This window comes from Ruegeria sp. CJ9 (assembly GCF_056536625.1).
The window spans coordinates 38,048-62,286 of sequence record NZ_JBQFPY010000011.1 but is presented as its reverse complement, the minus strand read 5'-3'; the positions used below and the strand labels follow the sequence as shown (position 1 = coordinate 62,286).

The 24,239-nt window shown below is 57.7% G+C and carries 25 protein-coding genes; 7 read left to right on the top strand and 18 right to left on the bottom strand.

Annotation, left to right across the window (positions count from 1 at the left end; translation table 11 throughout):
* Positions 1 to 4 precede the first annotated feature (4 nt).
* From flgK to ACR0AJ_RS18740, 3 genes are read left to right on the top strand one after another with little or no spacing between them, the layout of a single operon-like run.
* Complete coding sequence (gene flgK, locus ACR0AJ_RS18750; RefSeq protein WP_480741597.1) at positions 5 to 1,456, top strand: flagellar hook-associated protein FlgK; 1,452 nt, start codon at positions 5 to 7, stop codon at positions 1,454 to 1,456.
* Positions 1,456 to 2,466, top strand: coding sequence for a flagellin (locus ACR0AJ_RS18745; RefSeq protein WP_226689702.1), 1,011 nt, complete (start codon positions 1,456 to 1,458; stop codon positions 2,464 to 2,466). The genes flgK and ACR0AJ_RS18745 overlap by 1 nt, the downstream gene beginning before the upstream one ends.
* Entirely contained in the window at positions 2,463 to 3,557 is a 1,095-nt protein-coding gene (locus ACR0AJ_RS18740; protein WP_170399425.1) for a flagellar basal body P-ring protein FlgI, read from the top strand. Before ACR0AJ_RS18745 ends, ACR0AJ_RS18740 begins: the two co-directional genes overlap by 4 nt.
* Positions 3,558 to 3,598: 41 nt before the next feature.
* Here the strand turns inward: ACR0AJ_RS18740 and ACR0AJ_RS18735 are convergent, their stop codons facing one another.
* The 7 genes from ACR0AJ_RS18735 to ACR0AJ_RS18705 all read right to left on the bottom strand — a co-directional run bounded on the left by ACR0AJ_RS18735 (position 3,599) and on the right by ACR0AJ_RS18705 (position 11,122).
* Complete coding sequence (locus ACR0AJ_RS18735; protein WP_170351877.1) at positions 3,599 to 4,246, bottom strand: DUF1523 family protein; 648 nt, start codon at positions 4,244 to 4,246, stop codon at positions 3,599 to 3,601.
* An 11-nt stretch (positions 4,247 to 4,257) separates the two neighbouring features.
* Positions 4,258 to 4,524 carry a hypothetical protein gene (locus tag ACR0AJ_RS18730; RefSeq protein ID WP_480741595.1) on the bottom strand — a complete coding sequence of 89 codons (267 nt, stop codon included), beginning with the start codon at positions 4,522 to 4,524 and terminating at the stop codon, positions 4,258 to 4,260.
* Positions 4,525 to 5,862, bottom strand: coding sequence for a DUF6638 family protein (locus tag ACR0AJ_RS18725; RefSeq protein WP_480741593.1), 1,338 nt, complete (start codon positions 5,860 to 5,862; stop codon positions 4,525 to 4,527).
* Positions 5,859 to 6,662 (bottom strand): hypothetical protein, encoded by an 804-nt coding sequence (locus ACR0AJ_RS18720; protein WP_480741590.1) that lies wholly within the window; start codon positions 6,660 to 6,662, stop codon positions 5,859 to 5,861. Before ACR0AJ_RS18720 ends, ACR0AJ_RS18725 begins: the two co-directional genes overlap by 4 nt.
* A complete protein-coding gene (locus ACR0AJ_RS18715) occupies positions 6,659 to 8,590 on the bottom strand; it encodes an AAA family ATPase (RefSeq protein WP_480741588.1) in 1,932 nt (643 codons plus the stop codon). The genes ACR0AJ_RS18720 and ACR0AJ_RS18715 overlap by 4 nt, the downstream gene beginning before the upstream one ends.
* A 56-nt stretch (positions 8,591 to 8,646) precedes the next feature.
* The gene (locus ACR0AJ_RS18710; protein WP_170552300.1) at positions 8,647 to 9,765 is read right to left on the bottom strand and encodes a hypothetical protein; all 1,119 of its coding nucleotides are present in this window, start codon (positions 9,763 to 9,765) and stop codon (positions 8,647 to 8,649) included.
* Between the two features lie 277 nt (positions 9,766 to 10,042).
* Positions 10,043 to 11,122, bottom strand: coding sequence for a coiled-coil domain-containing protein (locus ACR0AJ_RS18705; RefSeq protein ID WP_170552297.1), 1,080 nt, complete (start codon positions 11,120 to 11,122; stop codon positions 10,043 to 10,045).
* A gap of 249 nt (positions 11,123 to 11,371) precedes the next feature.
* Between ACR0AJ_RS18705 and ACR0AJ_RS18700 the strand changes: the two genes are divergently transcribed.
* Positions 11,372 to 12,847, top strand: a complete 1,476-nt coding sequence (locus ACR0AJ_RS18700) for an NAD-dependent succinate-semialdehyde dehydrogenase (RefSeq protein WP_170361865.1) — start codon at positions 11,372 to 11,374, stop codon at positions 12,845 to 12,847.
* 230 nt (positions 12,848 to 13,077) lie between these two features.
* Here ACR0AJ_RS18700 and ACR0AJ_RS18695 read toward each other — a convergent pair whose 3' ends face one another.
* The 7 genes from ACR0AJ_RS18695 to ACR0AJ_RS18665 all read right to left on the bottom strand — a co-directional run bounded on the left by ACR0AJ_RS18695 (position 13,078) and on the right by ACR0AJ_RS18665 (position 19,942).
* On the bottom strand, positions 13,078 to 13,536 hold the full coding sequence (locus tag ACR0AJ_RS18695) for a hypothetical protein (protein ID WP_480741585.1): 459 nt from the start codon (positions 13,534 to 13,536) through the stop codon (positions 13,078 to 13,080).
* A gap of 198 nt (positions 13,537 to 13,734) precedes the next feature.
* On the bottom strand, positions 13,735 to 14,202 hold the full coding sequence (locus ACR0AJ_RS18690) for an Hsp20 family protein (protein WP_170351869.1): 468 nt from the start codon (positions 14,200 to 14,202) through the stop codon (positions 13,735 to 13,737).
* A gap of 122 nt (positions 14,203 to 14,324) precedes the next feature.
* Positions 14,325 to 15,140 (bottom strand): trypsin-like serine peptidase, encoded by an 816-nt coding sequence (locus ACR0AJ_RS18685; protein ID WP_170351868.1) that lies wholly within the window; start codon positions 15,138 to 15,140, stop codon positions 14,325 to 14,327.
* Entirely contained in the window at positions 15,137 to 15,928 is a 792-nt protein-coding gene (locus ACR0AJ_RS18680; RefSeq protein WP_254428605.1) for a trypsin-like serine peptidase, read from the bottom strand. Before ACR0AJ_RS18680 ends, ACR0AJ_RS18685 begins: the two co-directional genes overlap by 4 nt.
* Positions 15,929 to 16,046: 118 nt before the next feature.
* Positions 16,047 to 17,363 (bottom strand): glycolate oxidase subunit GlcF, encoded by a 1,317-nt coding sequence (glcF, locus tag ACR0AJ_RS18675; protein WP_170351867.1) that lies wholly within the window; start codon positions 17,361 to 17,363, stop codon positions 16,047 to 16,049.
* 4 nt (positions 17,364 to 17,367) lie between these two features.
* Positions 17,368 to 18,468 (bottom strand): FAD-binding protein, encoded by a 1,101-nt coding sequence (locus tag ACR0AJ_RS18670; protein WP_480741582.1) that lies wholly within the window; start codon positions 18,466 to 18,468, stop codon positions 17,368 to 17,370.
* A gap of 25 nt (positions 18,469 to 18,493) precedes the next feature.
* The gene (locus ACR0AJ_RS18665; protein ID WP_480741580.1) at positions 18,494 to 19,942 is read right to left on the bottom strand and encodes an FAD-linked oxidase C-terminal domain-containing protein; all 1,449 of its coding nucleotides are present in this window, start codon (positions 19,940 to 19,942) and stop codon (positions 18,494 to 18,496) included.
* An 82-nt stretch (positions 19,943 to 20,024) separates the two neighbouring features.
* Here ACR0AJ_RS18665 and ACR0AJ_RS18660 point away from each other — a divergent pair, with 82 nt between their 5' ends.
* Positions 20,025 to 20,735, top strand: a complete 711-nt coding sequence (locus ACR0AJ_RS18660) for a DUF599 domain-containing protein (protein WP_170379329.1) — start codon at positions 20,025 to 20,027, stop codon at positions 20,733 to 20,735.
* Positions 20,736 to 20,770: 35 nt separating this feature from the next.
* Entirely contained in the window at positions 20,771 to 21,118 is a 348-nt protein-coding gene (locus tag ACR0AJ_RS18655; RefSeq protein ID WP_480741625.1) for a hypothetical protein, read from the top strand.
* Between the two features lie 3 nt (positions 21,119 to 21,121).
* On the opposite strand, the gene ACR0AJ_RS18650 is transcribed toward ACR0AJ_RS18655, so the two are convergent.
* From ACR0AJ_RS18650 to ACR0AJ_RS18635, 4 genes are all read right to left on the bottom strand, one after another.
* A complete protein-coding gene (locus ACR0AJ_RS18650; protein ID WP_170351862.1) occupies positions 21,122 to 21,607 on the bottom strand; it encodes a flavodoxin family protein in 486 nt (161 codons plus the stop codon).
* Between the two features lies 1 nt (position 21,608).
* Positions 21,609 to 22,079 carry a 23S rRNA (pseudouridine(1915)-N(3))-methyltransferase RlmH gene (gene rlmH, locus ACR0AJ_RS18645; protein ID WP_480741578.1) on the bottom strand — a complete coding sequence of 157 codons (471 nt, stop codon included), beginning with the start codon at positions 22,077 to 22,079 and terminating at the stop codon, positions 21,609 to 21,611.
* Between the two features lie 44 nt (positions 22,080 to 22,123).
* Positions 22,124 to 22,483: a ribosome silencing factor gene (gene rsfS, locus ACR0AJ_RS18640; protein WP_058276550.1), complete on the bottom strand. Its 360-nt coding sequence runs from the start codon at positions 22,481 to 22,483 to the stop codon at positions 22,124 to 22,126.
* A gap of 164 nt (positions 22,484 to 22,647) precedes the next feature.
* On the bottom strand, positions 22,648 to 23,997 hold the full coding sequence (locus ACR0AJ_RS18635) for a mechanosensitive ion channel family protein (protein WP_480663474.1): 1,350 nt from the start codon (positions 23,995 to 23,997) through the stop codon (positions 22,648 to 22,650).
* A gap of 90 nt (positions 23,998 to 24,087) precedes the next feature.
* Between ACR0AJ_RS18635 and ACR0AJ_RS18630 the strand changes: the two genes are divergently transcribed.
* Positions 24,088 to 24,186, top strand: a complete 99-nt coding sequence (locus ACR0AJ_RS18630; protein WP_170351859.1) for an isopropylmalate isomerase — start codon at positions 24,088 to 24,090, stop codon at positions 24,184 to 24,186.
* The last annotated feature ends 53 nt before the right edge of the window (positions 24,187 to 24,239 follow it).

Sequence of the window (24,239 nt, the reverse complement as noted above, 5' to 3'; positions counted from 1 at the left end):
TCTGATGAATTTGTCGACAGCATTCAACAACGCCGTCAGCGGCCTGACGGCCTCGAGCCGCGGCACCTCGATCGTGTCGGACAATATCGCCAACGCGCGGACGCCCGGCTATGCCCGCAGGTCGCTGGAACTGACGACAAACGTGATTTCGGGCACCGGGGTGCGCACCGTAGGCGTTATTCGCAATCAGGACCCGGTTCTAACCGCCAACCGTCGCACCACCGATGCGGAACTGGCCTACCAATTTGCAGTTTCCAGCTTTCAAACCAGTGTTGAGGGCGCCGTTGGCACGGTTGACGATCCCACATCGCTTGCCAATCGGTTGGCCGAGTTCGACAGCAGCCTGATCACCGCTGCCAGCCTGCCAGATTCTTCTGAGCGACTGGATCAGGTGGCCCGCGCGGGCCATGATCTGTCCAGCGCGCTCAATTCGGCGTCCGAAGGCGTTCGGCAGCTGCGCTCGGACGCAGATCGCTCCATTGGAAAGCAGGTAGAGAGCCTGAACCAGACCCTCAAGGATATCGTGAAGCTGAACGCCAAAATTCCGTCGGTCAAACATGCGGGTGGCGATATTGGTGCCCTGCTGGACCAGCGGCAGGTGTTGATAGATCAGGTGAATGAGCTGGTGCCGGTGAACGCGGTTCCGCGTGCGAACGACCAGGTGTCGCTGTACTCAGACGGTGGCCTGATCCTGCTGGAAGGCGCGGCTGCCGAATTTTCCTTTACCACCACGGGCGACACCAAACCCCACATGACGGTGGGCAATGGGCTGCTGTCGGGGTTGGAGATGAACGGAAACCCGGTGCGCACCGGCGGAGACAACGCCCAGATACGCGGCGGCGCGCTGATGGCGCAGTTTGAAATCCGCGATGAGCTGGCGGTTGAGGCACAGGCTCATCTCGACTCGGTCGCGCGGGATATGATCGAACGGTTCGAAACACCCGGTCTGGACCCCACCGCATTGCCTACCGATCCCGGTCTGTTCACGGATGCCGGCAACCGCTTCGATGCCACTGCGCCTGAGGGGCTGGCCTCGCGCATCAGCCTGAACACGATTGTTGATCCCGACACTGGAGGTGACAGCTGGCGCTTGCGCGACGGGCTTGGTGCGGTGGCCCCCGGCGATCCGGGCGATGCCACGCAATTGCAAGCCTTTGGCGCCATTCTCAGCGATGCCCGGCCCGTCGCGGGGTCGCCCTTTGGCACCGGGGACATGCGCGCCTCGGACCTGACCGAGTCGCTGATGTCCAGAACCGGATCGGACGCTCATACCGCCAGCCAGCGCCTGACCTTTGCCAACAGCGCGCAGCTGGAAATGGCCAGAATCGAGGCGGAGCAGGGCGTGGATACCGACCAGGAATTGCAGAACCTGATGGAGATCGAGCAGGCCTATGCCGCGAACGCGCGGGTCATCTCGGTAGTGGATGAATTGATGCAAACCTTGTTGAGGCTCTGATGATGAATTTGACGTCTATTGGCGATCTGGCGCGGGGCATGACATTGCGGACCCGCTCGACCGAACTCAGAAACGAAATCGAAACCCTGTCTTATGAGATGTCGACCGGCAAGGTTCAGGATGTGTCGGGACGTCTGGATGGTGACTATTCCCATCTGCTGGATCTGGACCGCAGCCTATCGCGTCTAGACGCCTATCAGATATCGACGGCTGAGGCTGGGCTGTTCACGGATGCCATGCAGCTGAGCTTGACCACGATTAACGAGTCCGTGACCGAGTTGACCTCCTCCCTTTTGTCCTTCGGCACGTCAAACCAGGCGGTCAGCCATGAAAATGCATCGGTTCAGGCCCGGAACGAGTTGGATACGATCATATCAGCGCTGAACACCCGCGCTGGTGGACGCAGCCTGTATTCCGGCGCGGCCACTGATGTCTCCCCCCTGCCGTCAACCGACACGTTGTTGAACGCACTTGAAACGGAGCTGAGCGGATACGTCACAACAGCGGATATCAGACAGGCGGCAGAAGACTGGTTCAACGACCCCGCCGGGTTTGACGCGGTGATCTACCAGGGCTCGGGCAATGCGTTGGCACCGATGCAGATATCCGAGAATGAAAGCATCACGATCCCGATCACAGCCACCGACCCCGCGATCAAGGATGCGATACGAGATATTGCCGTTGCGGCGTTGGTCTCTGACAATGCTCTGAACTTGCCGCGTGATCAGCGCACTGCCCTGTTTACACAGTTGGGCGTCGATCTGGCCAACACCCAGAACGATGTGGTGAACTTGCGCGCTCAGGTCGGTTCAGCAGAGGCTCGGATCGAACAGGCGGCCACGCGCAACAGCGCCGCGCAGACCAGCCTTGAATTCAGCAGGAACAAGTTGATCGCTGCGGACCCCTATGAAACCGCCGCACAGTTGCAGACTGTCCAGTTCCAGTTGGAGAGCCTGTATTCCGTCACCGTTCGCAATGCGAACCTGTCGCTGGTGAATTTCCTAAGATGAAGCTTTTTGTTTTCCTACTGATGTTGCTGCCCGGGATCGCGTTCGCTGGCACGATACGCCTGAAGGATCTTGTGGATTTTGACGGGGTACGGGGCAATGATCTGGTCGGCTATGGCCTGGTTGTCGGGCTGAACGGAACTGGCGACGGGCTGCGCAATTCACCCTTCACCGAAGAGATTATGTCGAACATCCTGGAACGGCTGGGCGTCAACGTGAATGGCGAAGATTTTCGCCCTAAAAACGTAGCGGCTGTGTTGGTGACCACCAGCCTGCCGCCTTTTGCGCGGGTCGGCGGGCAGATCGACGTGACGGTGTCGGCCATTGGTGATTCCAAAAGCCTGTTGGGTGGCACCCTGATCATGACACCGCTCAACGCGGCCGATGGGCAAATCTATGCTGTGGCGCAAGGCACGGTTCTGGCCGGTGGCGCCGTGGCTGAGGGCGAGGCTGCTTCGGTTGTTCAGGGAGTGCCGACCTCCGGCGTGATCCCCTCGGGCGCACGGGTTGAGCGTGAGATCGATTTTGACCTGTCAACCTTAACGCAAATGCGCCTTGCCCTGCGCGAGCCGGACTTCACCACCGCCAGCCGGATTGAGAATGCGATCAACACAGAATTCAACCGCGCAGTGGCGATTATGCGGGATTCCGGTACGGTGGAACTCAACATTGCGGCAACCCAGTCGGTTTCAACCGCGCATGCGCTGGGTCGGATCGAAAACATTCTGGTCGAACCGGAAACCAAAGCGCGCGTCGTGGTCGATCAGCGCTCAGGGACCATCGTCATGGGGCAAGAGGTTCGGATTTCACGGGTCGCGGTATCACAAGGCAATCTAACCCTGACAGTCGAGGAATCCCCCATCGCAGTTCAGCCTAACCCTTTTGCCCGCGGCGAAACGGTTGTGGTCCCCCGCACTTTCGCCGGTATCGAAGAAGAAGAGGGCACTGGGTTGGCCGAAATCCCCGAGGCAACTACCCTGTCCGAGGTTGTGGCCGGGCTGAATGCGCTGGGCGTGTCGCCCCGCGACATGATCGACATACTGAAAACGATCAAGGCCGCCGGGGCATTGCACGCTGAGTTTGTAGTTCGATAAGCAAACAGAACCGAGCAGGTGGCGGGATCAGATGCCCGCCATCACTTGGATTTCCAGCTATCAAGCCAGCGGCGGAACCCGTTGCGCTTTTCTTCGATCGCATCACCGGCGGCATAAATCCCATCTTCCATATTCTCAAGCATCGGGTCGATACGGCGTTGCCGGAACCGACGCCAGCGCACCCAAATAGCCCAGACGATGGCAAAGAAAACCGTCAGAAAGATGATGTTGAACCATGGGATCAGCCGCACATCAGGGCTGTCCACCGGGCGCACCGAGACCACATTGGGAAAGATCGACATAAGCTGATTGCGCCAACCATAATGGCGCAAAACCACCCATTGCGGGTTATCCGCAGTCGACACGAGATTGGTCAGTTCCGCCTGTAGGTTCGAACTGTCGAGTTTGAAATAGGGCGGCCAGCCCCAGCCGGTATCCTCATTGCGATAAACGCGCGGTTTCCCGTTCGGGCGGAAGGTCTCCACAAATCGCACATCTCGGTTGACAGTCTGCGCGCCCTCTTGGCCTGTATCTTGCTGTGCCCAGAAGATCGAGTTCTCACCAAAATCGACGCGCCGCACCTCGGTTTTTACGATCCGCACCACATCTTGCTGTGGCAAGGTGTATTCCAGCACCGAGGCAACAAGCCCCCAAAACACGATGATGAATACCCATTTGACATAGACCATCTATCCGGCCCTCATTTGAAATTAGTAATATAGATCAGCAGGGCAATGGCCCCAAGCGGGATGACATAGACACCCAGCAGCAGTTTCTTGCGGAACGATTTGTCATATTGCCGCATTCCCCGCTCGAGAAAAGCCTCTCGATCACCGTGCAGCCCTTTTTTTTCCCAATGCGCGATCAACTTACGCCGACGGACGAGGCGGGAATAGATCGACAGCCCGACATAGATCACGGTCAGAATGATCAGCAGTGGAATTAGAAAACGGATTGCGACAAGCATTCAATTCCTCCCAACTGCGCCCCAGGGACCAACGCGTGCGATGATGTCATCGCTAATCCGGTCACTGCCGCTCATGTCCGGTTCATGCCCGAACAGCGCAGCGCGGGCGCCCGCCTTGTCCACCTGATACTCGCGCGCAAGAAAGTCGGCAACATAGGCTTTCTTGGTCTCGGGCCAACCGGCATAGGTGTTGTAAAACAGTTCTTTGTGGCAGATGAACATTTGGCGCGGGTCCAGCGGGGCCAGCTCAGCCAGCAGCATGTTCACCAGATCACGGTTCGGCGTATCGGTGGCCCGCAACGTGTAGAAATAGGCCGGATGGTCCGAGGTGATGCGCGGCCACGGACCACCATCCTTCGCCCAGCGCAGTAATTGGCCCAAACCGTGATAAGCCTCGGGCAGGCGGTCTGCGTGATTACGGGCCAGCCGCCGCATGTCGCCACGATCCAGCCCCGTCAGGTCAACGCCCGCATCCGCCGCCGCGTCGACGGTCAGGAAATCCATCTTTTGCTGCAGGATCGCGGTAGCATCCACGCCCCGCGCTTTGACGATTGGTTCGACCAAGTCGTTATAGTCAAGAAACTTGGCGATCTGATTTCGCTGCGACGGCTCGAACGTGTATTTGATCTTCAGATCCTCGGGCTTTTTGCCCATACAGATCGCCGCCGGGTGGTCCAGATCAGGAAACAGATAGAGCCCGCCGAAATGCGCCGTCCAGAAGTTGCGTTGCTCAAACGCGGTGTGGCGCAGGCGAACGGGGTTGCGGGTGACATCACCGGTTTCCTTGGCGGTTTCAATCATCCTGGCGATCAGAACGTCATCGAACCATGCATCCTCTTCGGTTTTGAACTGTTCGACCATGCCCGCCAGCTGCTGCGCCTTGCGCAGGGTGCCGCCTGCAGTGTCGGCCTCGATCTCGATCTTTTTGATGTTCAGTAGGTCACGCGGCGAGGTGAGCTTGATGACCGAGTTCACCATCTCCCCGGCCACCGCATCGGTGGCGGTCAGGGCGAACAGCTGCGCCTCGTTCATCTCGATAAATTCGCGCAGAATATCGCGCGAGGTTGAGAATTTGACATTCAGCAGCGGCGCGCGTTTCTGTTCGGTCGTCAGCAGGATGAACTGCCGGTTGACGCCGTTGGGGTTGAGGTAGAGCTCATCCTCCAGCTCAATCCCCACCTCGGGCGAATAGCCCGAGATATCGACATGGAAATCCGTCAGCGCCGTGGTCCTGCCCGCCAGATGCTGCAGCGCGCGGTTATACCGCTCGACCAGAGCCGGGCTGGAAATGTGGACGAGGTTGCCGAACATCAGGCCTTTTTTGATGAGGCGGATCATTGCTCGTCCTCATTTCCGTCCAATACAAGCGAAATCACTTCCTTCAGCAGCAGTGCCGAGTGCTCTACTTTTAAGTCACTACGATACATTTTTCCTGCAAGTGAGATTTTATCGTAGTTTTCAAGAAGGCCATCGAAGTACCAAACTACTTCAAGCAACTGTGTTTTTTGGCTGCCAAAGCCGTTGTCTATGCTGGTCCTTAAATCTACTCGCCCATCTCTAAAAAACCGTACTGCCTTTTCAAGGCATGAATTCAGTGCCCAGTAGTACTCAGCTAATTCATTTATTTCTTCACGTGGCACCAAACCAAACTGGGTTAGCGTATGAGGTGGTTTTTTGTGACGCACAAAATAGCTGATCGTTTCTCTGTGAAGAGCGTCAAAACGACGTTTCACCCCCAATAAAACTGCTTCTTGGTTTTTATCCTCTTGTTGACTAGAGATCAGTTTAAATTGATCAATTTGAGCATCTGCCATTTTTTGCGTGGCAATGCGTTGCTCTTCCAATTCTTGCCTTTGCTCCGATAATTCCTGCGACTGTAACCAAACAGTAGTAATCAACCAAACAAAGGCCAATGCCCCGGCAAACCCAGCAAGAGTGTCTCCAACTTCGTTAGGAGGAGAGTTTAAGAAACTTGCCCACTTTCCGTTTTGGCAGGTTTGGCCAACCCAAAAATTTGGCTGGCAAACTGGCTGAAGAAACACAAACGAGCCCAGCGCAACCACTAATATAGTTGCGATAACTCCCCACATGACTGGGTTAGCGCTTCGCCAGAAACGTTCGGTTGTCTTACTATTCACCCCTTCTCCTCCAGATACCGCCGCTTGGCCTCTTCCATCCGGCCCATCTCACGCACCGCGTTCTCGATGGCGACCTCGTCGCTCTTGTCGGCATAGCGGAATTCGCTGTCGGCGTAGCGGTTGATCTCTTGTATCACCATCTCGACCGTGATCGGCTGGCGTAGGTCCTCAATCATCGCCTTCTTGGTGTCGTAGTCGCGGAACAGGAACAGGTCGGGGTTTTCCATCCATTCGTCGGGCAGTTCGAAATCCATCGCGCGGACCTTGACCGCATCGGTGATGTTCTTGATCGCGCGACCGGTGAAACGCTCATCCGCCTGCTGGATCGCCTTGAGGTAGGTGCCCAGCTTGGCGATCGTGTCCATCTGGCCGATATCGCTGGACACCCGGTCATAGACCTGCAGCAAGGCGGCCTCATGCGGGCGAGAGTGGCTTTCGAAACTGGCGGCGACGGCCTTTTTGATCTCCTGCGCGGCATAGGCTTCGTGTTCGCCCAGCGGGATGTCGTGGTTGCGGCCCATCAGCAGGTGCAGGATGTCGATGTAATCCTCGCGCGTCTGCGGCCCGTCCACCAGAAACCGCGCGCCCGCACGCTGGCGCAGGGCGTCGTCTACATTCTCGGGGTAGTTCGAGAACATGCCGAAAGTGCAGTTACCGCGTACAACGGTGTTGGCGCCGGCAAAGCTCTCCATCAATACGGCGGTAATTTCCAGTTGCCCAGCTGACGACTGCCGGTCACCGCGCTTGCCCGCCAGTTGGTCGATATCGTCGATGGTGCCAAACCCAATGACTGAGGGGTCGATGATCGTGTTGATAAACGCCTTGGCGTTCTGACCGGATTTGCCCTGATAGCTGTCGATATTGTCGGTGCTCAGGTTCTGATAGCGGAACGGATAGCCTGCGTTCTGACAGTAGTCATTGATCAGCCCGGCCATCATCTGGATCAGAGTGGTCTTGCCGGTGCCCGGTTTGCCGTCGCCCATGAAAGTAAAGATGAACCCACCCAGTTCGGCAAACGGGTTCAGGCGGCGGTCGAAGTCATAGGCCATCACCATCTTGGCCAGCTTCATCGCCTGATACTTGGCGATGTGGTTGCCAACCACTTCGTTCGGTTTCTTGAACGTCATGGTCAGGGTGGTGGATTTGGCCTTCGAGGCGGGTTCAAACCCTCGGATCGTCAGATCATCGGCCTCGATATGCCAGACGGCGTTGTGGAAGGGGGCCAGATGACCAGCAGATTGCGCGCGCAGGGCGGCTTTTTCCATTAGCTGTTCGGCATAGGCGCTGGTGGCCGCGATCAGATAGGCATCGTCAGGGGCATGTTTGGCCAGCATCTGGTCCAGTTCCCACAATGCGCCATGCAAGGCGAGTTGACCGTTGTCGGTCAAGACCTCTTCGATCTCACCAATATCAGCAGTGGTTTCGCCAAGATGCGAGGACATCAGATAGGCTAAGGCATTGCCGAAAGTATGCGAGGTGATCAGCGCCTCAGCTGTCAGCAATTCCGAAAACTCGGTCTTGCGCGCGGCGGGCAAATCGCCCGCAAGGTTCGCGCGTTTCAGGTCTGCCAGCGGTGTCTGTTCGGCATAGGCTTCAGCCACCGCCAGCGCAATGGCAACCGCACGGCGGATTGCCTGCTGCGTAGTGGCCTGCGGCGGCGAGACCAGCGCATCGCCATCATCCGAAGCTTCGATCCGTTCAACCAGATGCACCCCGTCGGCCCGCACAGTACGCCTTGTCACTAGACCAGGGGTCGTGGACCGAAACCGCCGCCCCGTGGACACACCCGGTGAACGCTCGACCGTCGCATCAACCGCCTTCGCAATCCGCGGCGCGTGTTCAAACCCATTCAGCAAGGCGGTCGCCGCCGGATAATGTTTGCGTATATCCGCTTCACGCAATTCCATCTGATCAGACGTCAAATTCATCTCAACACCGCCCTTGCTTCATCTTTTCAAAAATACTCTCGCCGAAGGCGAAATCCTCAATATCTCAACACCTGCCCGGTCTTGCTAACGACGAACTTGCGCACGTCGGCAAATCCCGGCGGGTTGCGCTCGGCCAGCACCTGGAACGGGCGCTGGGGCAGGATGATGGATCGCTGCGTGCTTGTGGCACCGGTCTCGGCCCCCTGCCCGCCGAACGGGTCCAAAGCGAACACCTCACGTTCGACGGTGGAAAACCACCCGGCGCGTTCTTCGATCACGTCTTCGCTCTCCAATTCTTCAGTGGTCCAGGCCAGCGCCCAGTCCTGACCTTCGGGCGCCTGCGCGTCTTCCAGCACCTGCCGCAGTGGCCCGGATTGCTCCGTATAGGCCGAGGAATACATCGGGCCCACGTGGATGCGGCGCAGGTGTTTGGGGTGCAGGTCATCAAAATCCTGATCGAAGCCCTTGGCGATGGTCACCAGCTTTAACCCGCCCAGAGATTGTGCCATCAGATGCGCCTGAACTTCGGGCCAGCGACGCTGATCCTTCGGCAGGGCGGTTTTGCCACTGTCCTCCAACTGCATTAGATAGATAACCGGCAGGTTGATCTGGCTGTCATAGACCGCCCAGTGGATCATGAACTTGCGCCGCTCGCCTTCATTCCCGATCCAGTGGCATTCAGGATCGTTGCGGGACCAGAACAGCTGACCTTTCAGCAATTCCTCGTAATAGAGCCTTTGGGACAGTGCGAATTGCAGCTTGGTGGGGATTTCCTGTTCGCTGATGATGGTGCGCACCATGTCGGTTTTCAGGTCGTCCTCTGAGGGCATATTTGCCAGATGTACTTGCGCCTGCTGCGCGTCGTTGGCCATGGTCAGCAACTCCGCCGCCACGGGAAACCCGCTGTCGCGCTTGTCCATCGCAAGGCTGCCAAAAAAACGCCCCGTATCGCGCCCGACCAGCAGGTACTTCATGCTGAGCGCACGGAACGTGTAGAGCAGCCCCGAGAGGTAGCGCGACACGATCCGCACCTCTTGCTTGCTGATCGCGCCCTCGGCCTCCATCGTCGCAGCCACACGAAGGAGATGGACGGTGATTACCTCAAATTTGCGGAAATAGCGGCGCGAGGCGAAGGTGTCGGTCAGGCCGACATGGTCTTGGGTGGGGTTAGTCATTATCCACGCGCTCTTTTCTTTGTCGGCGGCCGAACAACTTCTGATCAAGCTGTTCAAGTTTGATCAGACCGTTGGCAAACAGAACGCAAAAGCAGAATGTCATCAATAGAACACCCGCTATCAATATAAGTTTAGCTATCAAAGAATCCGGGGTCCAATCAGCTGTCAGAAGAAGCAAAGTTAGGAACCCACCAAAGACAACAAAGAGAATCCCTATCCTGAACCTGTAGCGTATTCCTTTTGGCTTGCCTTTGGAACGGAACGTCACTGAAGCGCCTCACCCCCCATACAAGTTCTTATCATGCTTCTCGACAATCGACGCGAACCGACGGGCAAAGCGTTCATCCGCCTTGGCCTTTTTCTCCAGCACGTCGCGGGCAAAGACCATGTGGTCCTCATGCGCCTCAAGCATGTCGGCCATCTTCTGGTTGGTCGCGGTGCCGATGGCGGCCATGGCGGTTTGCGCCTCTTGGTCGGTCTGCACGCCGATCTCGTTGATGCGGTGGGCCACGTCCTGCTGCTGCGCGGTTTTCAGCGATTTGGTCAGGGCGTCATACAGCACCACGCGCTGTTGCGTGTCTGTTTGCAGCTTGTTGATCAGCACCATCTGCGTCGCCGCCTGGTTCTGCAGGGAATCGACCCAGGTCTTGCCCTTTTCGATATAGCGCTCAAGCGTCTGGGACTTGGCCAGCTTGACCTGCTCTTCCTGAACCTTGGCGTTGTATTGCTTGTTCATCTCAGCCAGTTCGGTTTCCAGCTGGGTCCGCGCGGCGGCGTCCTGTTCGACGCTGATCTTGTTTTCCAGCGTGATGATGGCCGGGTCCATGCCCTGAATTTCAGCGCGCAAGGCTTCCAGTTCGGCCACGGTCGCCTCGCGGTCGTCCAGAGTGACGGTCAGGTTGTCCTCAACCTTTACCCGCTGCTCCTCCAACACCGACAACTGCCCTTCCAGCAGCTTGACGATCACGTCGGATTTGGCGATCAGGTCCTGCAGCTTGTCGTCGATATTGGCGGTGCGCATGCGCTCCTGCCGCATCGACTCGGATTTGGCTTTGGCAAAGATGCCGACAAACGATTCCCACCCGGTTTTCGATCGCATCTCGTCGAAATCCTTGGAAAACGCGTTGGTCACATCGTCCAGACCCATGATCAGCTCGGCGATATTGGCGTTCATCACCTCAGTATGGGCGTGCACATCCTCAAGCGTGGCATTTTCGATGTCGATATCCGCCTCGGTGGTGCCGATCTTGGCGCGGGCGGCCTCAATCCGCGATGTCAGCCCTTCGATCTGTGATTGGCTTTCACGGACTTTCGCCTGAGTCTCTTCGATCAAGGCATCAAATTGATGGTTCGACATCTCTGCTATCCCTTTTTTCTTTATTTACCCAATAAGATAGGGAATGTTACGGGTGTTTACATCCCCTTGGGTCCAAATTTCCTCCAGACTTTTACAAACTCAGCCTGAAAAAGATAGGCGTGATGCACGGCCTTGAACTGAAGGTTATTTGATCAAATCTGGATTGACCCGCTGGCGATAGTGGACATAGACATTCCCGACCCCACCTGATTGGGTGCGTTGAACCAATTTTCTGCCGGAGGCTGACCCATGCTGGACGCGACAACCGATCTGAAATCCCTTCTGAAAAACCCTGACCTGCTGGTGACCAAAGCCTATATTGGCGGTCAGTGGGTGGATGGCGACAATGGCACCCTTGCGGTGACCAACCCGGCCCGCGGGGATGTGGTGGCCGAGGTTGCCGATGTCAGCCGGGCGCAGGTGGCAGGCGCCATCGCTCAGGCCGAGGCTGCGCAAAAAGAATGGGCCAAGCTGACCGGCAAAGAACGCGCTGCAATCCTGCGCCGCTGGTTCGACCTGATGATGGAAAACGCCGAGGATCTGGGCAAGATCCTGACCGCCGAACAGGGCAAGCCGCTGGCTGAAGCCGTGGGTGAAATTGCCTATGGTGCCTCGTTCATCGAATTCTTCGGCGAAGAGGCCAAGCGTGTGTATGGCGAGACCATCCCCGGCCATCAGCGCGACAAGCGGATCACCGTGCTGAAACAGCCCATCGGTGTGGCGGCTTCGATCACTCCGTGGAATTTCCCTAACGCAATGATCACACGCAAGGCGGCCCCGGCGCTGGCCGCAGGTTGCGCCTTTGTGGCCCGTCCGGCGACGGAAACGCCGTTGTCAGCGCTGGTGCTGGCGCTGCTGGCGGAACAGGCGGGCGTACCTGCCGGCGTGTTCAACGTTGTGCCCTCGTCTCAGGCCAGCGAGATCGGCAAAGAGTTCTGCGAAAACCCCGGCGTGCGCAAGCTGACCTTTACAGGCTCGACCGAGGTGGGGCGCATCCTGCTGCGTCAGGCCGCCGATCAGGTCATGAAATGTTCGATGGAGCTGGGCGGCAATGCACCTTTCATTGTATTCGACGACGCCGATCTGGATGCGGCCGTCGAAGGCGCGATGATGTGCAAGTTCCGCAACAACGGCCAGACCTGTGTCTGCGCCAACCGCATCTATGTGCAGGCCGGTGTATACGACGAATTCGCGGCCAAGCTGAAAGCCGCAACCGAGGCCCTGCACGTCGGCGACGGCCTGAACCAGGGTATCACCACCGGCCCGCTGATCAGTGACGAGGCCGTCGCCAAGGTGCGCGAACACATCGCCGATGCCACGGAAAAAGGCGGCGTTATCCTGACCGGCGGCCTGCCGCATGATCTGGGCGGTACCTTCTTTCAGCCCACCATCGTCACCGGCGTGACGCAGGACATGAAGGTCGCGCAAGAGGAGACCTTTGGCCCGCTGGCCCCTCTGTTCAAGTTCGAGGACGAGGATGATGTCATCGCCATGGCCAATGACACGATCTTTGGTCTGGCTTCCTATTTCTATGCCAAGGACCTGAGCCGCGTCTACAAAGTGGCCGAGGCGCTGGAATACGGCATCGTGGGCGTGAACACCGGCATCATCTCAACCGAGCTGGGCCCGTTCGGCGGCGTCAAACAATCCGGCCTGGGTCGCGAAGGCAGCCATCACGGCATGGAAGACTATCTTGAGATGAAATACATCTGCATGTCGGTCTGATCCGTCGATATCCCATATTTGGATGCGCTTGCCACAAAAAAAGCGCATCCAAAGCATCACCATACTTCAGTGGGCGGTGCCGCCCGCGCCTCAGCAATACTCTGTTCTGGTCGATTGGGTCGGTGACCGAAGGAACCAACTTTCGACCCCTGCTTGGGGTCGGTTCCGCGAAATTATTTGTGGGACTTTTCTATTAATGTCTGTTTTGAGCCCTTATATACCTCGCTTCATTAAATAGATTTGAGAATTTCAGGAGGGTTCGAAGTTACGACATCAATCGTATGGTCAAGCGTGTTGATCTGATAGTGTATCAAATCTCCGGGAAATTCTGATGTCGCCCAAGTACTTCGTTCCACAAACTCCAAGTAAAATGATTTCGAGAAAACTCGAAGCCAACCCCCGACCGAAATTTCTTGATCGCCTTGTTGAGCAAGCATTTCAGCAGTCACCGAATACGCAACGAAGTCATAAAAGCTTAAGCGCAACTCATCGCTTTCGGGCTTGATTTTAAGGGGATATACGCCGTCAATTCCGCCAACGCTTTCTGGTTCAGAGGCCTTTGTTGCGGCAGCTATGTCCACGACCAACAAGCTTTGATTGATGGTCTGAATCCGCTTGGTTTGCCAATTCTCGCTGCCGTTAGCCCAAACAACAGTCGGATGATCGTTAGTCTTCCAAAGGTCAGTCATTAAGTATCTCAACTACAGCGACTAAGAGACAGCCTATTTCACCCTAGTTGGCGGGAACCGAAACTAGCAACAGCAGTTTTGTCCGCATAGCGGCCACTAGCGAGCTTACAAACAACGCCCCGCGTCTGGAGGAACGCGGGGCGCATGGTGCGGCGGCCCAGAGAGGAGGAGACCGCCGCGGCGTGTGGGTCTACCGCCTTAGTTCACGGCTTTGGCGTCGACCACATCCTTTTCAATGGCATTGGCCGATGCGATCTCGATTCGGCGCGGTTTCAGGGCCTCGGGCACCTCGCGCTTCAGGTCGATGTTCAGCATGCCGTTTTCGTGGTTCGCGCCAGTAACACGCACGTGGTCGGCCAGTGCAAAGCGGCGCTCGAACGCGCGGGTGGCGATGCCACGGTGCAGATAGCTGCGCTCTTGGTCTTCGGCGGCTTTCTTACCGGCGACGATCAGCGCGTTTTCCTTCACTTCGACCGACAGGTCATTTTCCGAAAAACCGGCGACAGCGACCGAAATGCGATAGGTGTCGGCATCGGTTTTTTCGATGTTGTAAGGCGGATAGCTGGGCTGAGCCACGTCATTGGTCAGAACGCGGTCCATCATGTCTGCGATCTGGTCGAAACCAATGGTTGCGCGGTGCAGCGGTGCAAAATCAAAAGTACGCATGTGTCATATCCTCATATCTGAGCGATCTACGATTTGCCCTCCGTTCGGACGGGCGATTGAGTATGCCAGGCCCCGTTCACGGCGACCCGGTACAATTCACATGGGGAGCATTTCGAACGAGTTCAAGACCCGTCGGATGAGATGAATTTGGCACCGGAACTGGACTTGTCCGACCCCACCTGCAACCGGCGGATCTTGGCCTTGGGCTGGGGTGCATCTCGGCGCAGGTCAGCTTTCAAATCAGAAACGATCCCAGACAGTTCCATGCCATACCCGACCTTGCGCCGACCATCAAAACCACCCGCGGATACAACCGACAGAATCTGCCAGCGCGGTCCCTTTTTTGCCAGAATGGCCGACCCCGAAGACCCAAAGGTTACGTCACAGTCAAAGCTGATCAGCCCGCGACCGCGTTGAAGGATGCTGCACGAACGCTGGCGAGTAATCGCCTCGGATCGGCCTTGCCCGTAGGATGCAACGCTGATCTCGTTGTCGTTGATCCGCCCCTCGTACAACGCAAACGGATCGGCGACGCCGTGCGGGACCGGGGCATCCAGACGCATCAGCGCCACATCGATGCGAACTCGCGGTGCCGAGACCGGCGCATTGGCCACAAAATCCGGATGGGTGGCGATCTGGATGACTTTGCGGTCGGCTAGAGAGTTACCGTTGCTCAATCCAGCACGAAACGTCACTTCTCCGGGTTTATAGGGCCGGCCGGTGGCCTTATCCAACGCACAATGAGCCGCCGTCAGAACCAGATCCCGTGCAATCAGCGTGCCGGTGCAAAAGCCCTTATTGCCGATATCCAGGCGGCCCACCGCCTCCCAGCCATAAAGGTCGTCACGATCCGTCAGCTTGCGTTTTGCGGTTTGCGCATGGGATGCGGTCGACAAGACAGACAAGCATAACAATGTGCCCAGCAGAATTCGTATCATGGCTTGATGAACCTCGCGCCAATGTTTCTTTTGGATGTACCCTCAGGGGGCGCAGCCAGAAACCCGCGCCCAGCCGACAGTTCAGCTTGCAACAGGCGCAGCGACCCTTCGACCGGGGTACCGACGGCAACGCGCTGGCCGTTCAACTCGGCCTTGGCAGCCACCACGGACACGATGCGCGGGCGGTCACCCTCAAAGGAAAAAACCGGCGCGCCCGAAGAGCCGAACTCGACATCGCAGGACATCACCAGAACTTCTGACCGGCGGGTCATGACCGAGCAGACCTCTTGCAGCGCCGGGGCTTCGGCCCTGTCCTGCCCGTACGAGACAACGCCCACCTCTTCCCCACGACGGGGGCGATCGCCGGTTTCGAACGGGATCACAGTGGTGTTGCGAATGGGTTGCCACAGCTCGATCAGTGCAATGTCATTGCGCAACCGTGCCGTCGAAGTTTCGTTGTCATAGCGATAGTCCGGATGCACCACCGCCTGCCGCGCCGCACGATAGGCGGACGCGCGGCCCAGACGCCACGCGGCCAAAAACTCGACCCCGGACAGATCGATCCGCTGACCGGTTGTTTTGTCGTACAGGCAATGCGCGGCGGTCAGCACCAAAGTAGGTGAGATCAGCGTACCCGTGCAAAACCCCGATCCGTTTATATCCAGACGGCCAACGGCCATCCACGCCCGCCCGGCATCGGTGGTATCCAGGCTTTTTAGCCCACTATCCTGCGCCGCGGCCGCTATCGGCATCAATGCCAGCGCTAAAGCCCTGATCCAGTTTTGCAAGCGGTTCTCCGGCGTTGCTGTTGGATCACCTTCCTACGGTCGTGGTGGGGCAAAAATAGGGCAGCCGTGCCGGGTTTGGTTTCGTCCGAAAACTGATGCGCCGCTGCATCAACCGGGCTTATCTGAGGATCGGAATCTTTGCCCCATCACCCGGTTGCAAGGCCCGTGGTTTGGGGCCACCGGTGGCCCAGTCCAACAATTCAACCGTGTGCAAAACCGGAATATCTGTGCCCGAGCCGATTTGCATCATGCAACCAATATTGCCAGCCGCGATCATGTCCGGTCTCTTCGCCTCAAGCGTTTTCACTTTGCGCTGCTTCAACTGGCCCGAGATTTCCGGCTGCATCAGGTTATACGTACCAGCGCTGCCACAGCACAAATGGCTGTCAGCAGGCTCTAATACGGTGAATCCAGCCTTTTTCAACAAAGTCTTGGGATGAGTTTTGATCTGTTGCCCATGCTGCAGAGAACATGCCGCGTGATAGGCAACAGTCAAGTTCTGGTTCGTACCTTCGGGAAGGTCCAGAAGCATCAGCAATTCGCTGACATCCATCGCGATATCCGCCACCCGCGCGGCGCCTTCCGCCAGCGGATCGTTTCGGAACATGTGCCCGTAATCCTTGACCGTCGTGCCGCAACCCGAGGTGTTGATAACAATGGCGTCCAACCCACCGCCATCCATCTCGGCCGTCCAGGCCTTTATATTGGCTTGGGCCGCTTTGTGACTGTCGCCGGTCTTGCCCATGTGATGGGTCAGCGCGCCACAGCACCCGGCTCCTTTGGCAACCACAACCTCACACCCCAACCGGGTCAGCAGGCGAATGGTTGCGTCGTTGATATCGGTGTTCAGCGCCTTTTGCGCACAGCCCGTCATCAAAGCCACGCGTTTCTTGCGCGGTCCCTTGGACACAAAGCTTTGCGGGTCGTCATTTCGGCTGACCGGAGGGATATGCTTGGGCGCCATATCTAACATCGCCCGCAGCCGCGCATCCGGCATGAGGAAACGAAGCGGGCGACCCAGTTTCGCCCCTAGTAGCGCCCAGCGGAATCGTGTCGGGTAGGGCAGAATTTGCGCCAGTATCCAGCGCAGCGCACGATCACTGAAGGGGCGATTGTAATTCTGTTCGATATAGTCCCGCGCGTGATCAACCAGATGCATGTAATGCACGCCGGACGGACAAGTTGTCATACAGGCCAGGCAGGACAGACAACGATCGATGTGTCGTACCGTTTTTTCATCCGGCACACGCTCATTCTCAAGCATGTCCTTGATCAGATAGATACGTCCGCGCGGGCTGTCGAGTTCGTCGCCCAGTACCTGATAGGTGGGGCAGGTGGCAGTACAGAACCCGCAATGAACACAGCTGCGCAGAATTTCATTCGCGCGCTGGGTCGCCGGGTCCTTTAGCTGTTCTTCGGTAAATGTCGTCTGCATCAATTTATCCCATCAGGCCCGGATTGAAGAGGCCGCATGGATCAAAACGCTGTCTTAATCCCTGTGTTAGAGCCTTAACTTCGACAGGTTCAGGCTGAAATTGACCCAAAGTTTCTATTGTATCTGCTCCAGCCCGTACCAGTGTTGCGTGGCCGTCAAATGCACCCAAACGTGCGCGCAGATCGGTTCCTTGTGAGACCCGCGCCCAGATCAAACCCCCGCCCCAATCGAACAAAAGCTGGTCCGCCGCCAGACTCCTCGAAACTTCGGGCGCGTCGCTTGGCTTGACCGAAATCCGCCAGACGTCGCCGTCTAGACCCTGAAACGGCTTAACATCACGCAGACCTTGCCACAGGTCCGCAGAATCCGGGATTTCTGTGACCTCACCAAATCTGGTCAATACTGATCTCAGCTGGCCAAAGCGATAGGACACCGAATCGGAAAACCCCTCGATCCGCAAATAGGTGCGCCCATCTTGAGGGTCATACGCGGCCCCGTTGACCTCAAATGGAGATTTCAGCGCTGCGGACATGGCTTGCACTGCGTCTTCAGCATCCGCGACCTGTACAGCCAAGGTCGCGGTGGATTCGGGCTTTGGCAGCACTTTCAGCGACACTTCGGTTAATATCCCCAACGTGCCCCAGGACCCTGCCATCAGTTTGACCACATCGTATCCGGTGACGTTTTTCATCACCCGGCCACCGTTCTTGATCACCTGCCCATTGCCATCGACATACCGCACACCCAGCAGGAAATCCCGGCAGGCCCCGGCTTGAATACGCCGTGGGCCCGAGATATTGGCCGCCACGACACCGCCGATGGTGGGCTCTCCGCCCGTGCCCAGCAGACCACGATGATCCATAGGCTCAAACGGCAATTGCTGGCCTTCTGCTTCCAGAGCGGCCTCAATTTCGGCCAAGGGTGTACCGGCCTGCGCCACAAGGGTCAGAGCGCCGGGTTCATACAGGTTTATGCCGCTTAAGCCCACGGTGTGAATGGTTGCGTTTGGCCCGCCAATACCACGGGTGCCACCACCGGCAATACGCACCGGATGGCTCAGTCCGGCCACCATCTCGGCCAGTTCGGTTTCCGTCTTGGGTTTCATCGCATATCTTTTGTGTTAGAGCCTATTATTCCGCAGCCAGACGCACATCGCGCCGGGATGCTGACGCGTCCAGAGGGAACACTTTGGCGGGGTTCAGCAACCATTTCGGATCAAACACATCCTTGATCGACATCTGTGCTTCCAGGTCTTGCGGCGCGTATTGATGTGTCATCAAATCCCTCTTTTCCACGCCTACCCCGTGTTCACCCGTCAGGCAGCCGCCTACATCGACGCATAGCCGCAGAATGTCGGCGCCAAACGCCTCGCATTTCTCAAGATCACCGGGTTTGTTGGCGTCGAACAGGATCAGAGGGTGCATGTTACCATCACCCGCATGAAACACATTACCGACGGGCAGGCCGTAGTCTTGGCTCATCTCGCCGATCCGGCGCAACACTTCGGGCAGGGACGAGACCGGGATCGTACCGTCCAGACACATATAGTCGTTCATCTGCCCCATGGCCCCAAAGGCCGATTTCCGGCCCAGCCAAATCTTGGCGCTTTCCTCAGACGATTGGCTTTCGCGAATTTCCACCGGGTTATGGCGTTTGGCAATCTCGACGATCTTCGACAGCTGATAGTCGATCTCAGCCTCGGACCCTTCGACCTCGATGATCAGCAGCGCCGTGCAATCGGGATAGCCTGCTTTGGCAAAATTCTCACAAGCCCTGATGCACAGCGTGTCCATAAACTCGATCGCGACGGGCAGAATGCCCGATTTAATAATATCCGAGACACAATGCCCGGCGACTTCGTTGTCGTCGAAACCAATCAAAACCGGCCGGGCGCCCTCGGGTTTGCGCAGTATGCGAAGCGTTGCTTCGGTCACGACACCCAATTGCCCTTCCGAGCCGCAAATCACCCCCAGCAGGTCCAATCCACCTGCATCCAGATGCGCGCCGCCGATTTCAACCACACTGCCGTCCATCAAAACCATGGTCACGCCCAGCAAGTTGTTGGTCGTCACTCCGTATTTCAGGCAATGCGCCCCGCCGGAATTCATCGCTACATTGCCCGCGATGGCGCAGGCCAGTTGTGACGAAGGATCGGGGGCGTAAAAGAAATCCTCTTCCTCAACGGCCCCGGTCACGCTCAGATTGGTGCGGCCGGTCTGAACGCGGATATAGCGATTGTCATAATCGGTCTCCAACACCTCGTTCATGCGGGCGATGCCCAGAATGACGCAATCCGCCGTCGGCAATGCCCCGCCCGCCAGAGACGTGCCCGAACCGCGCGGCACAACCGGCACGCCTTCGGCATGGCAGATGCGCAGCACGTCCGAGACCTGTTGCGTGGTCGCCGGCAGCACCGCCAGCATCGGAGGACATTTATACGCCGTCAGCGCATCGCATTCATACGCGAGGGTTTCAGCAGCATCATGGATCACGGCATCTTGGGGCAAAACCTCCAGCAATTGCTGCAAAACGGCGTCCCTGCGGCGCAGAATATCTGGGTTTGGCGTTGGCATGTCCATGGCGAGCCCTCCGGTTTGGTAAATTAATATTACCAATTTCTACATCTGGCAAGTTCTCTTGGCCGCGCGTAGTGTCGCGACCATGACCTGGATTGAACGCGCCCTGGTGTTTTCACCACTCGACTATGCGGCCATTTTGCTGCTGTTTTGTGCCTGGCAGTGGATCGGCTGGCGGATCGACAACCCTTCACCGCGCAAAAACTCCGTCACGATGATGATGGATGATTTTCGCCGCAACTGGATGCACGAGATGGTAACGCGCCAACCGCGCATGTTTGATGCGCAGATGGTTGGCACCATGCGGCAGGGCAGCACGTTTTTCGCCTCGACCACGATGATTGCCATTGGCGGCGGGCTGGCCTTGCTGGGCAATACCGAACGTCTGGCCGGGGTGGCGCAGGATCTGGCCATAGGCAGCGCCCCGGCGCTGGTCTGGGAGATCAAGATTTTGATTGTACTGGCATTTCTGTCCAACGCGTTTCTGAAATATGTCTGGGCGCACCGCCTGTTCGGCTATTGCGGGGTGCTGATGGCCGCCGTGCCCAATGACCCCGAAGACCCGCAGGCCTACCCCCGCGCCGCGCAAGCCGCCGAGATCTGCGTCACCGCCGCACGCAGCTTTAACCGTGCCCTTCGGGCGACCTATTTTGCGCTGGCCTCGGTGACATGGATATTGGGGCCGGTTGCCCTGATCATCGGCACCACCGTCACCTTTGGCGTGTTATACCGGCGGGAATTTGCCTCGCATTCACGATCGATCCTGATGGACCTGCCACCCAACACAGGTTCGTGATGACGCGGGTGCGTCGCACACCCTATTGTCAGCGCATGCGATACCTGATTCTCAGCGCCTTTCTGGCCAGCCCTGCCCTTGCCGATCCGTCGGTGATCGAGAATGTCTCAGCCCGTCAGAGCGGCGATATATGGCGATTCGACGTGACGATCCGCCATCCCGATACCGGCTGGGATCACTACGCCGATGGCTGGCGCGTGCTGGATATGGACGGCAACGAGCTGGGCATGCGCGTGTTGCACCATCCACATGAGAATGAGCAGCCCTTTACCCGGTCGCTAAGCGGTGTGGCCATTCCCGAAGGTGCCACACAGGTTCAGATTCAGGCACGCTGCAATGTTGATGGTTGGAACGAAGACACTACGGTCGTTGATCTGAACTGAGGCTCAGAACACGCCCAGGGTCAGACCCGCAGCCAAAGCAGCACCGATCTCGCGACATTGGTCCAGTTGGTCGTCTGGAACAGTCTTTTCCGCCAAAATCGCCTCGGGCGTTTGCGCATGGGTGCAGATGATCAGTGGCGGTTGCACCTCTTTCAACCGCCAGCCAGTTGCGATCCGGGCGATTTGGCGCGCGGCGTTCTCGCCATCGGACCCAGCGCACACCATCTGGGCATAGGGACGGCCTTCGATCTTGCCCAGTACGGGATAATAGCTGCGGTCGAAAAACTCTTTCATCAAACCCGAAATCGCGGCCAGATTCTCGGGCGCGCAGAACAGGTAACCATCGGCGCGAAGGAGATCGTCCGGTCCGGCCTGGTCGGCGGGTTTCAGGATGGTTTCGGCCTCATCCTGCGCGGCCTCAGCCGCGGCTTCGGCCATTTGCCGGGCGCCGCCGGTGCGTGAATGGTAGACGATCAATAGCTGCGCCATGTCAGACCCGGTGGTAAGGGCCGCCCGACAGGATGGTTGCAGCCCGGTACAGTTGCTCGGCCAGCATCACACGGACCAGCATATGGGGCCAGACCATTGACCCGAATGAGATGGAAAAATCGGCCTCGTCCCGCAGATTAGGGTCTATTCCGTCCGCCCCGCCAATGATCAGCGCCAAATCCTGACGCCCGGCATCGCGCCATCCGCCCAGTTTCTTGGCAAAATCCGGCGAGGACATCACCCGCCCGCGTTCGTCCAGGGTGCAGATCACAGCCCCCTTGGGCAGTGCCTTGCGCAGCAGCGCACCTTCGGCCCCCATGCCTGCGTTTTTCTTGTCCTCAACCTCGATCACACGTGCAGGACCAAGGCCTAGTGCGCGGCCGGTCCGGTCAAATCGGGTCAGGTAATCGTCAAGCAGGGTCTTCTCCGGTCCGGCACGCAATCGCCCGACCGCACAAATGCTTATACGCATATTTCTCTCGCCGCCGGCCTGTTAATGCAGACCGGGATGGCGCCTCAGTTCGCCGAGGCGCTGCCGCCCTGGGGCAGCCACATCTTTTCCAGCTGATAGAATTCACGCACTTCGGGGCGGAAGATATGGACGATCACGTCGCCCGTATCGATCAACACCCAGTCGCCGGCATCCTTGCCTTCGACCTTCGAGGTGAATCCGAATTCCTGCTTGATTCGATCCGTCAACTTTTCTGCCATGGCCGAGACCTGACGGGTCGACCGACCCGAGGCAATCACCATGTGATCCGCAACCGAGGACTTGCCTTGCAGGTTGATCTGCACGACATCTTCGGCCTTGTCATCGGAAAGTGAGGAAAGGATACGTTCAAGCAGCTTGTCGCTGATTGACTGAGAGTGAGCCATTACATTGGCCCGGTCATCGGCGGGCAAACCCGCCTGGGTATGTAGAGACAGAACATAGTCCTCCTTTGCTGCGCGCCGTAAAACCCCGGCGCCGGGGTACTAATAAGGTAACAAGGGGAATGCAACATTTCAATGAAACGCCGCTATGCGGGGCGCACAGGGGATCACTCTTTGGCGACCTGTTGCGTGGCTGCGCCGGACAACAACCGAACCTCGCGCTGTGGGAAAGGGATGGAAATACCATTGGATTTAAACGCATCCCACAGGGCCAGATAGACATTGCCGCGGATATTGGTCAGGCCCTTGGTCGGGTCACTAATCCAGAACCGCAGGACGTAATCCACGCTGCTGTCACCAAACCCGGTGATGTGGCAGACCGGCTCGTGCTTACCGCCACTTAACACGCGCGTCACGGATTTGACCGCACCGATGGCCGTTGCACGGACATTATGCGGGTCGTCGTCATAGCTGGTGCCGAACTCCAGGTCCAATCGCACGAATTTGTCGGAATGCGACCAGTTCACCACCTGATTGGTGATCAGATCCTCGTTCGGAATCAGGTATTCCCGCCCGTCCCTCGTCACGACCGATACATAACGCGCGCCCAGCGCATTGATCCAGCCGAACGTGTCGCCCAAAGAGATCACGTCGCCCGGCTTGATTGACCGGTCCATCAGGATGATGATCCCGGATATCAGGTTGGACACCACCTTTTGCAGTCCGAACCCGATCCCCACACCAATCGCACCGGACAGCAGCGCAATACCGGTCAGGTCAAACCCAAGCGTGCGGATGGCTGCCAGAAAGACAGCGCCATACAGCAGCACCTGAATGCCCTTGGCCAACAACACCTGCATGGATGGGGTGATGTCGTCATTGTTCATCAGCCCCCGCTCAGCCGCGCGGGTGCCAATACGGGCCAGCGTCAGCAAAATACCGATCAGCAGAACCGCCTTGATGATCCCCAGCGCCGAGATGTGCAGATCGCCGATGGAAATCGCTACGCCGTCCAGAAAATCGGCCACGTCATCGGTCAGATTCAGCGCAATCAGTGTTGCATAGACCCACATGGCCCATTTGAATATCCGCCGTAGGGTCCGGTTGCGCACCAGCCGCGCCACCAGGGCAATGGCCAGCCATGCCAAGGCCAAAGTCGCAAACACACCGATAATGTAACTGCGCGACGGCCAGGTGACTTGCTGCATCAACAGATACAACGCCCAGGACATCACCACGAAATAAACCAGCGTCAGGCGCTGCATTAACTGTACCAATGTACGCAGCCGCCATTTTGGCCAGCCCGAGCGGGACCGGGCCCAGGCCTCCCACCGGCCTTGCGTTGCCAATTTCAAAAGGAGGGCCAACCCCCAAAGAACAACAATGATGACCAACTGGTGCTGTCGCCAACCGGGGGTGACAATCAGTTCGACAAGGTTTTCGAATTGCACGGAAAAGCCCGCGACCATGTTTTCATAAAGGTCCGACAGCGAGCTGGGGATCAGGTCCTGATTCATGGTTCCAGCTTGGACAGCGTTGCACAATGATGCAAGTCTGACACCGGATTGAACCTTGATTGACAGCAAAGCCCGATATATCTGGTGCGCATGAGACTCAATCTGGCCCCTGCACCGACGTTGCAAGACCGCACGCGCCTGCGTGAACGGTTCTTTGGGGCCGCCCGCACGGTTCTGGCCCGCCTATAAGGCGCGTCCAGCCACTCGCCAGCTATTTCTCATTTAAATACGGGAGAGGACCA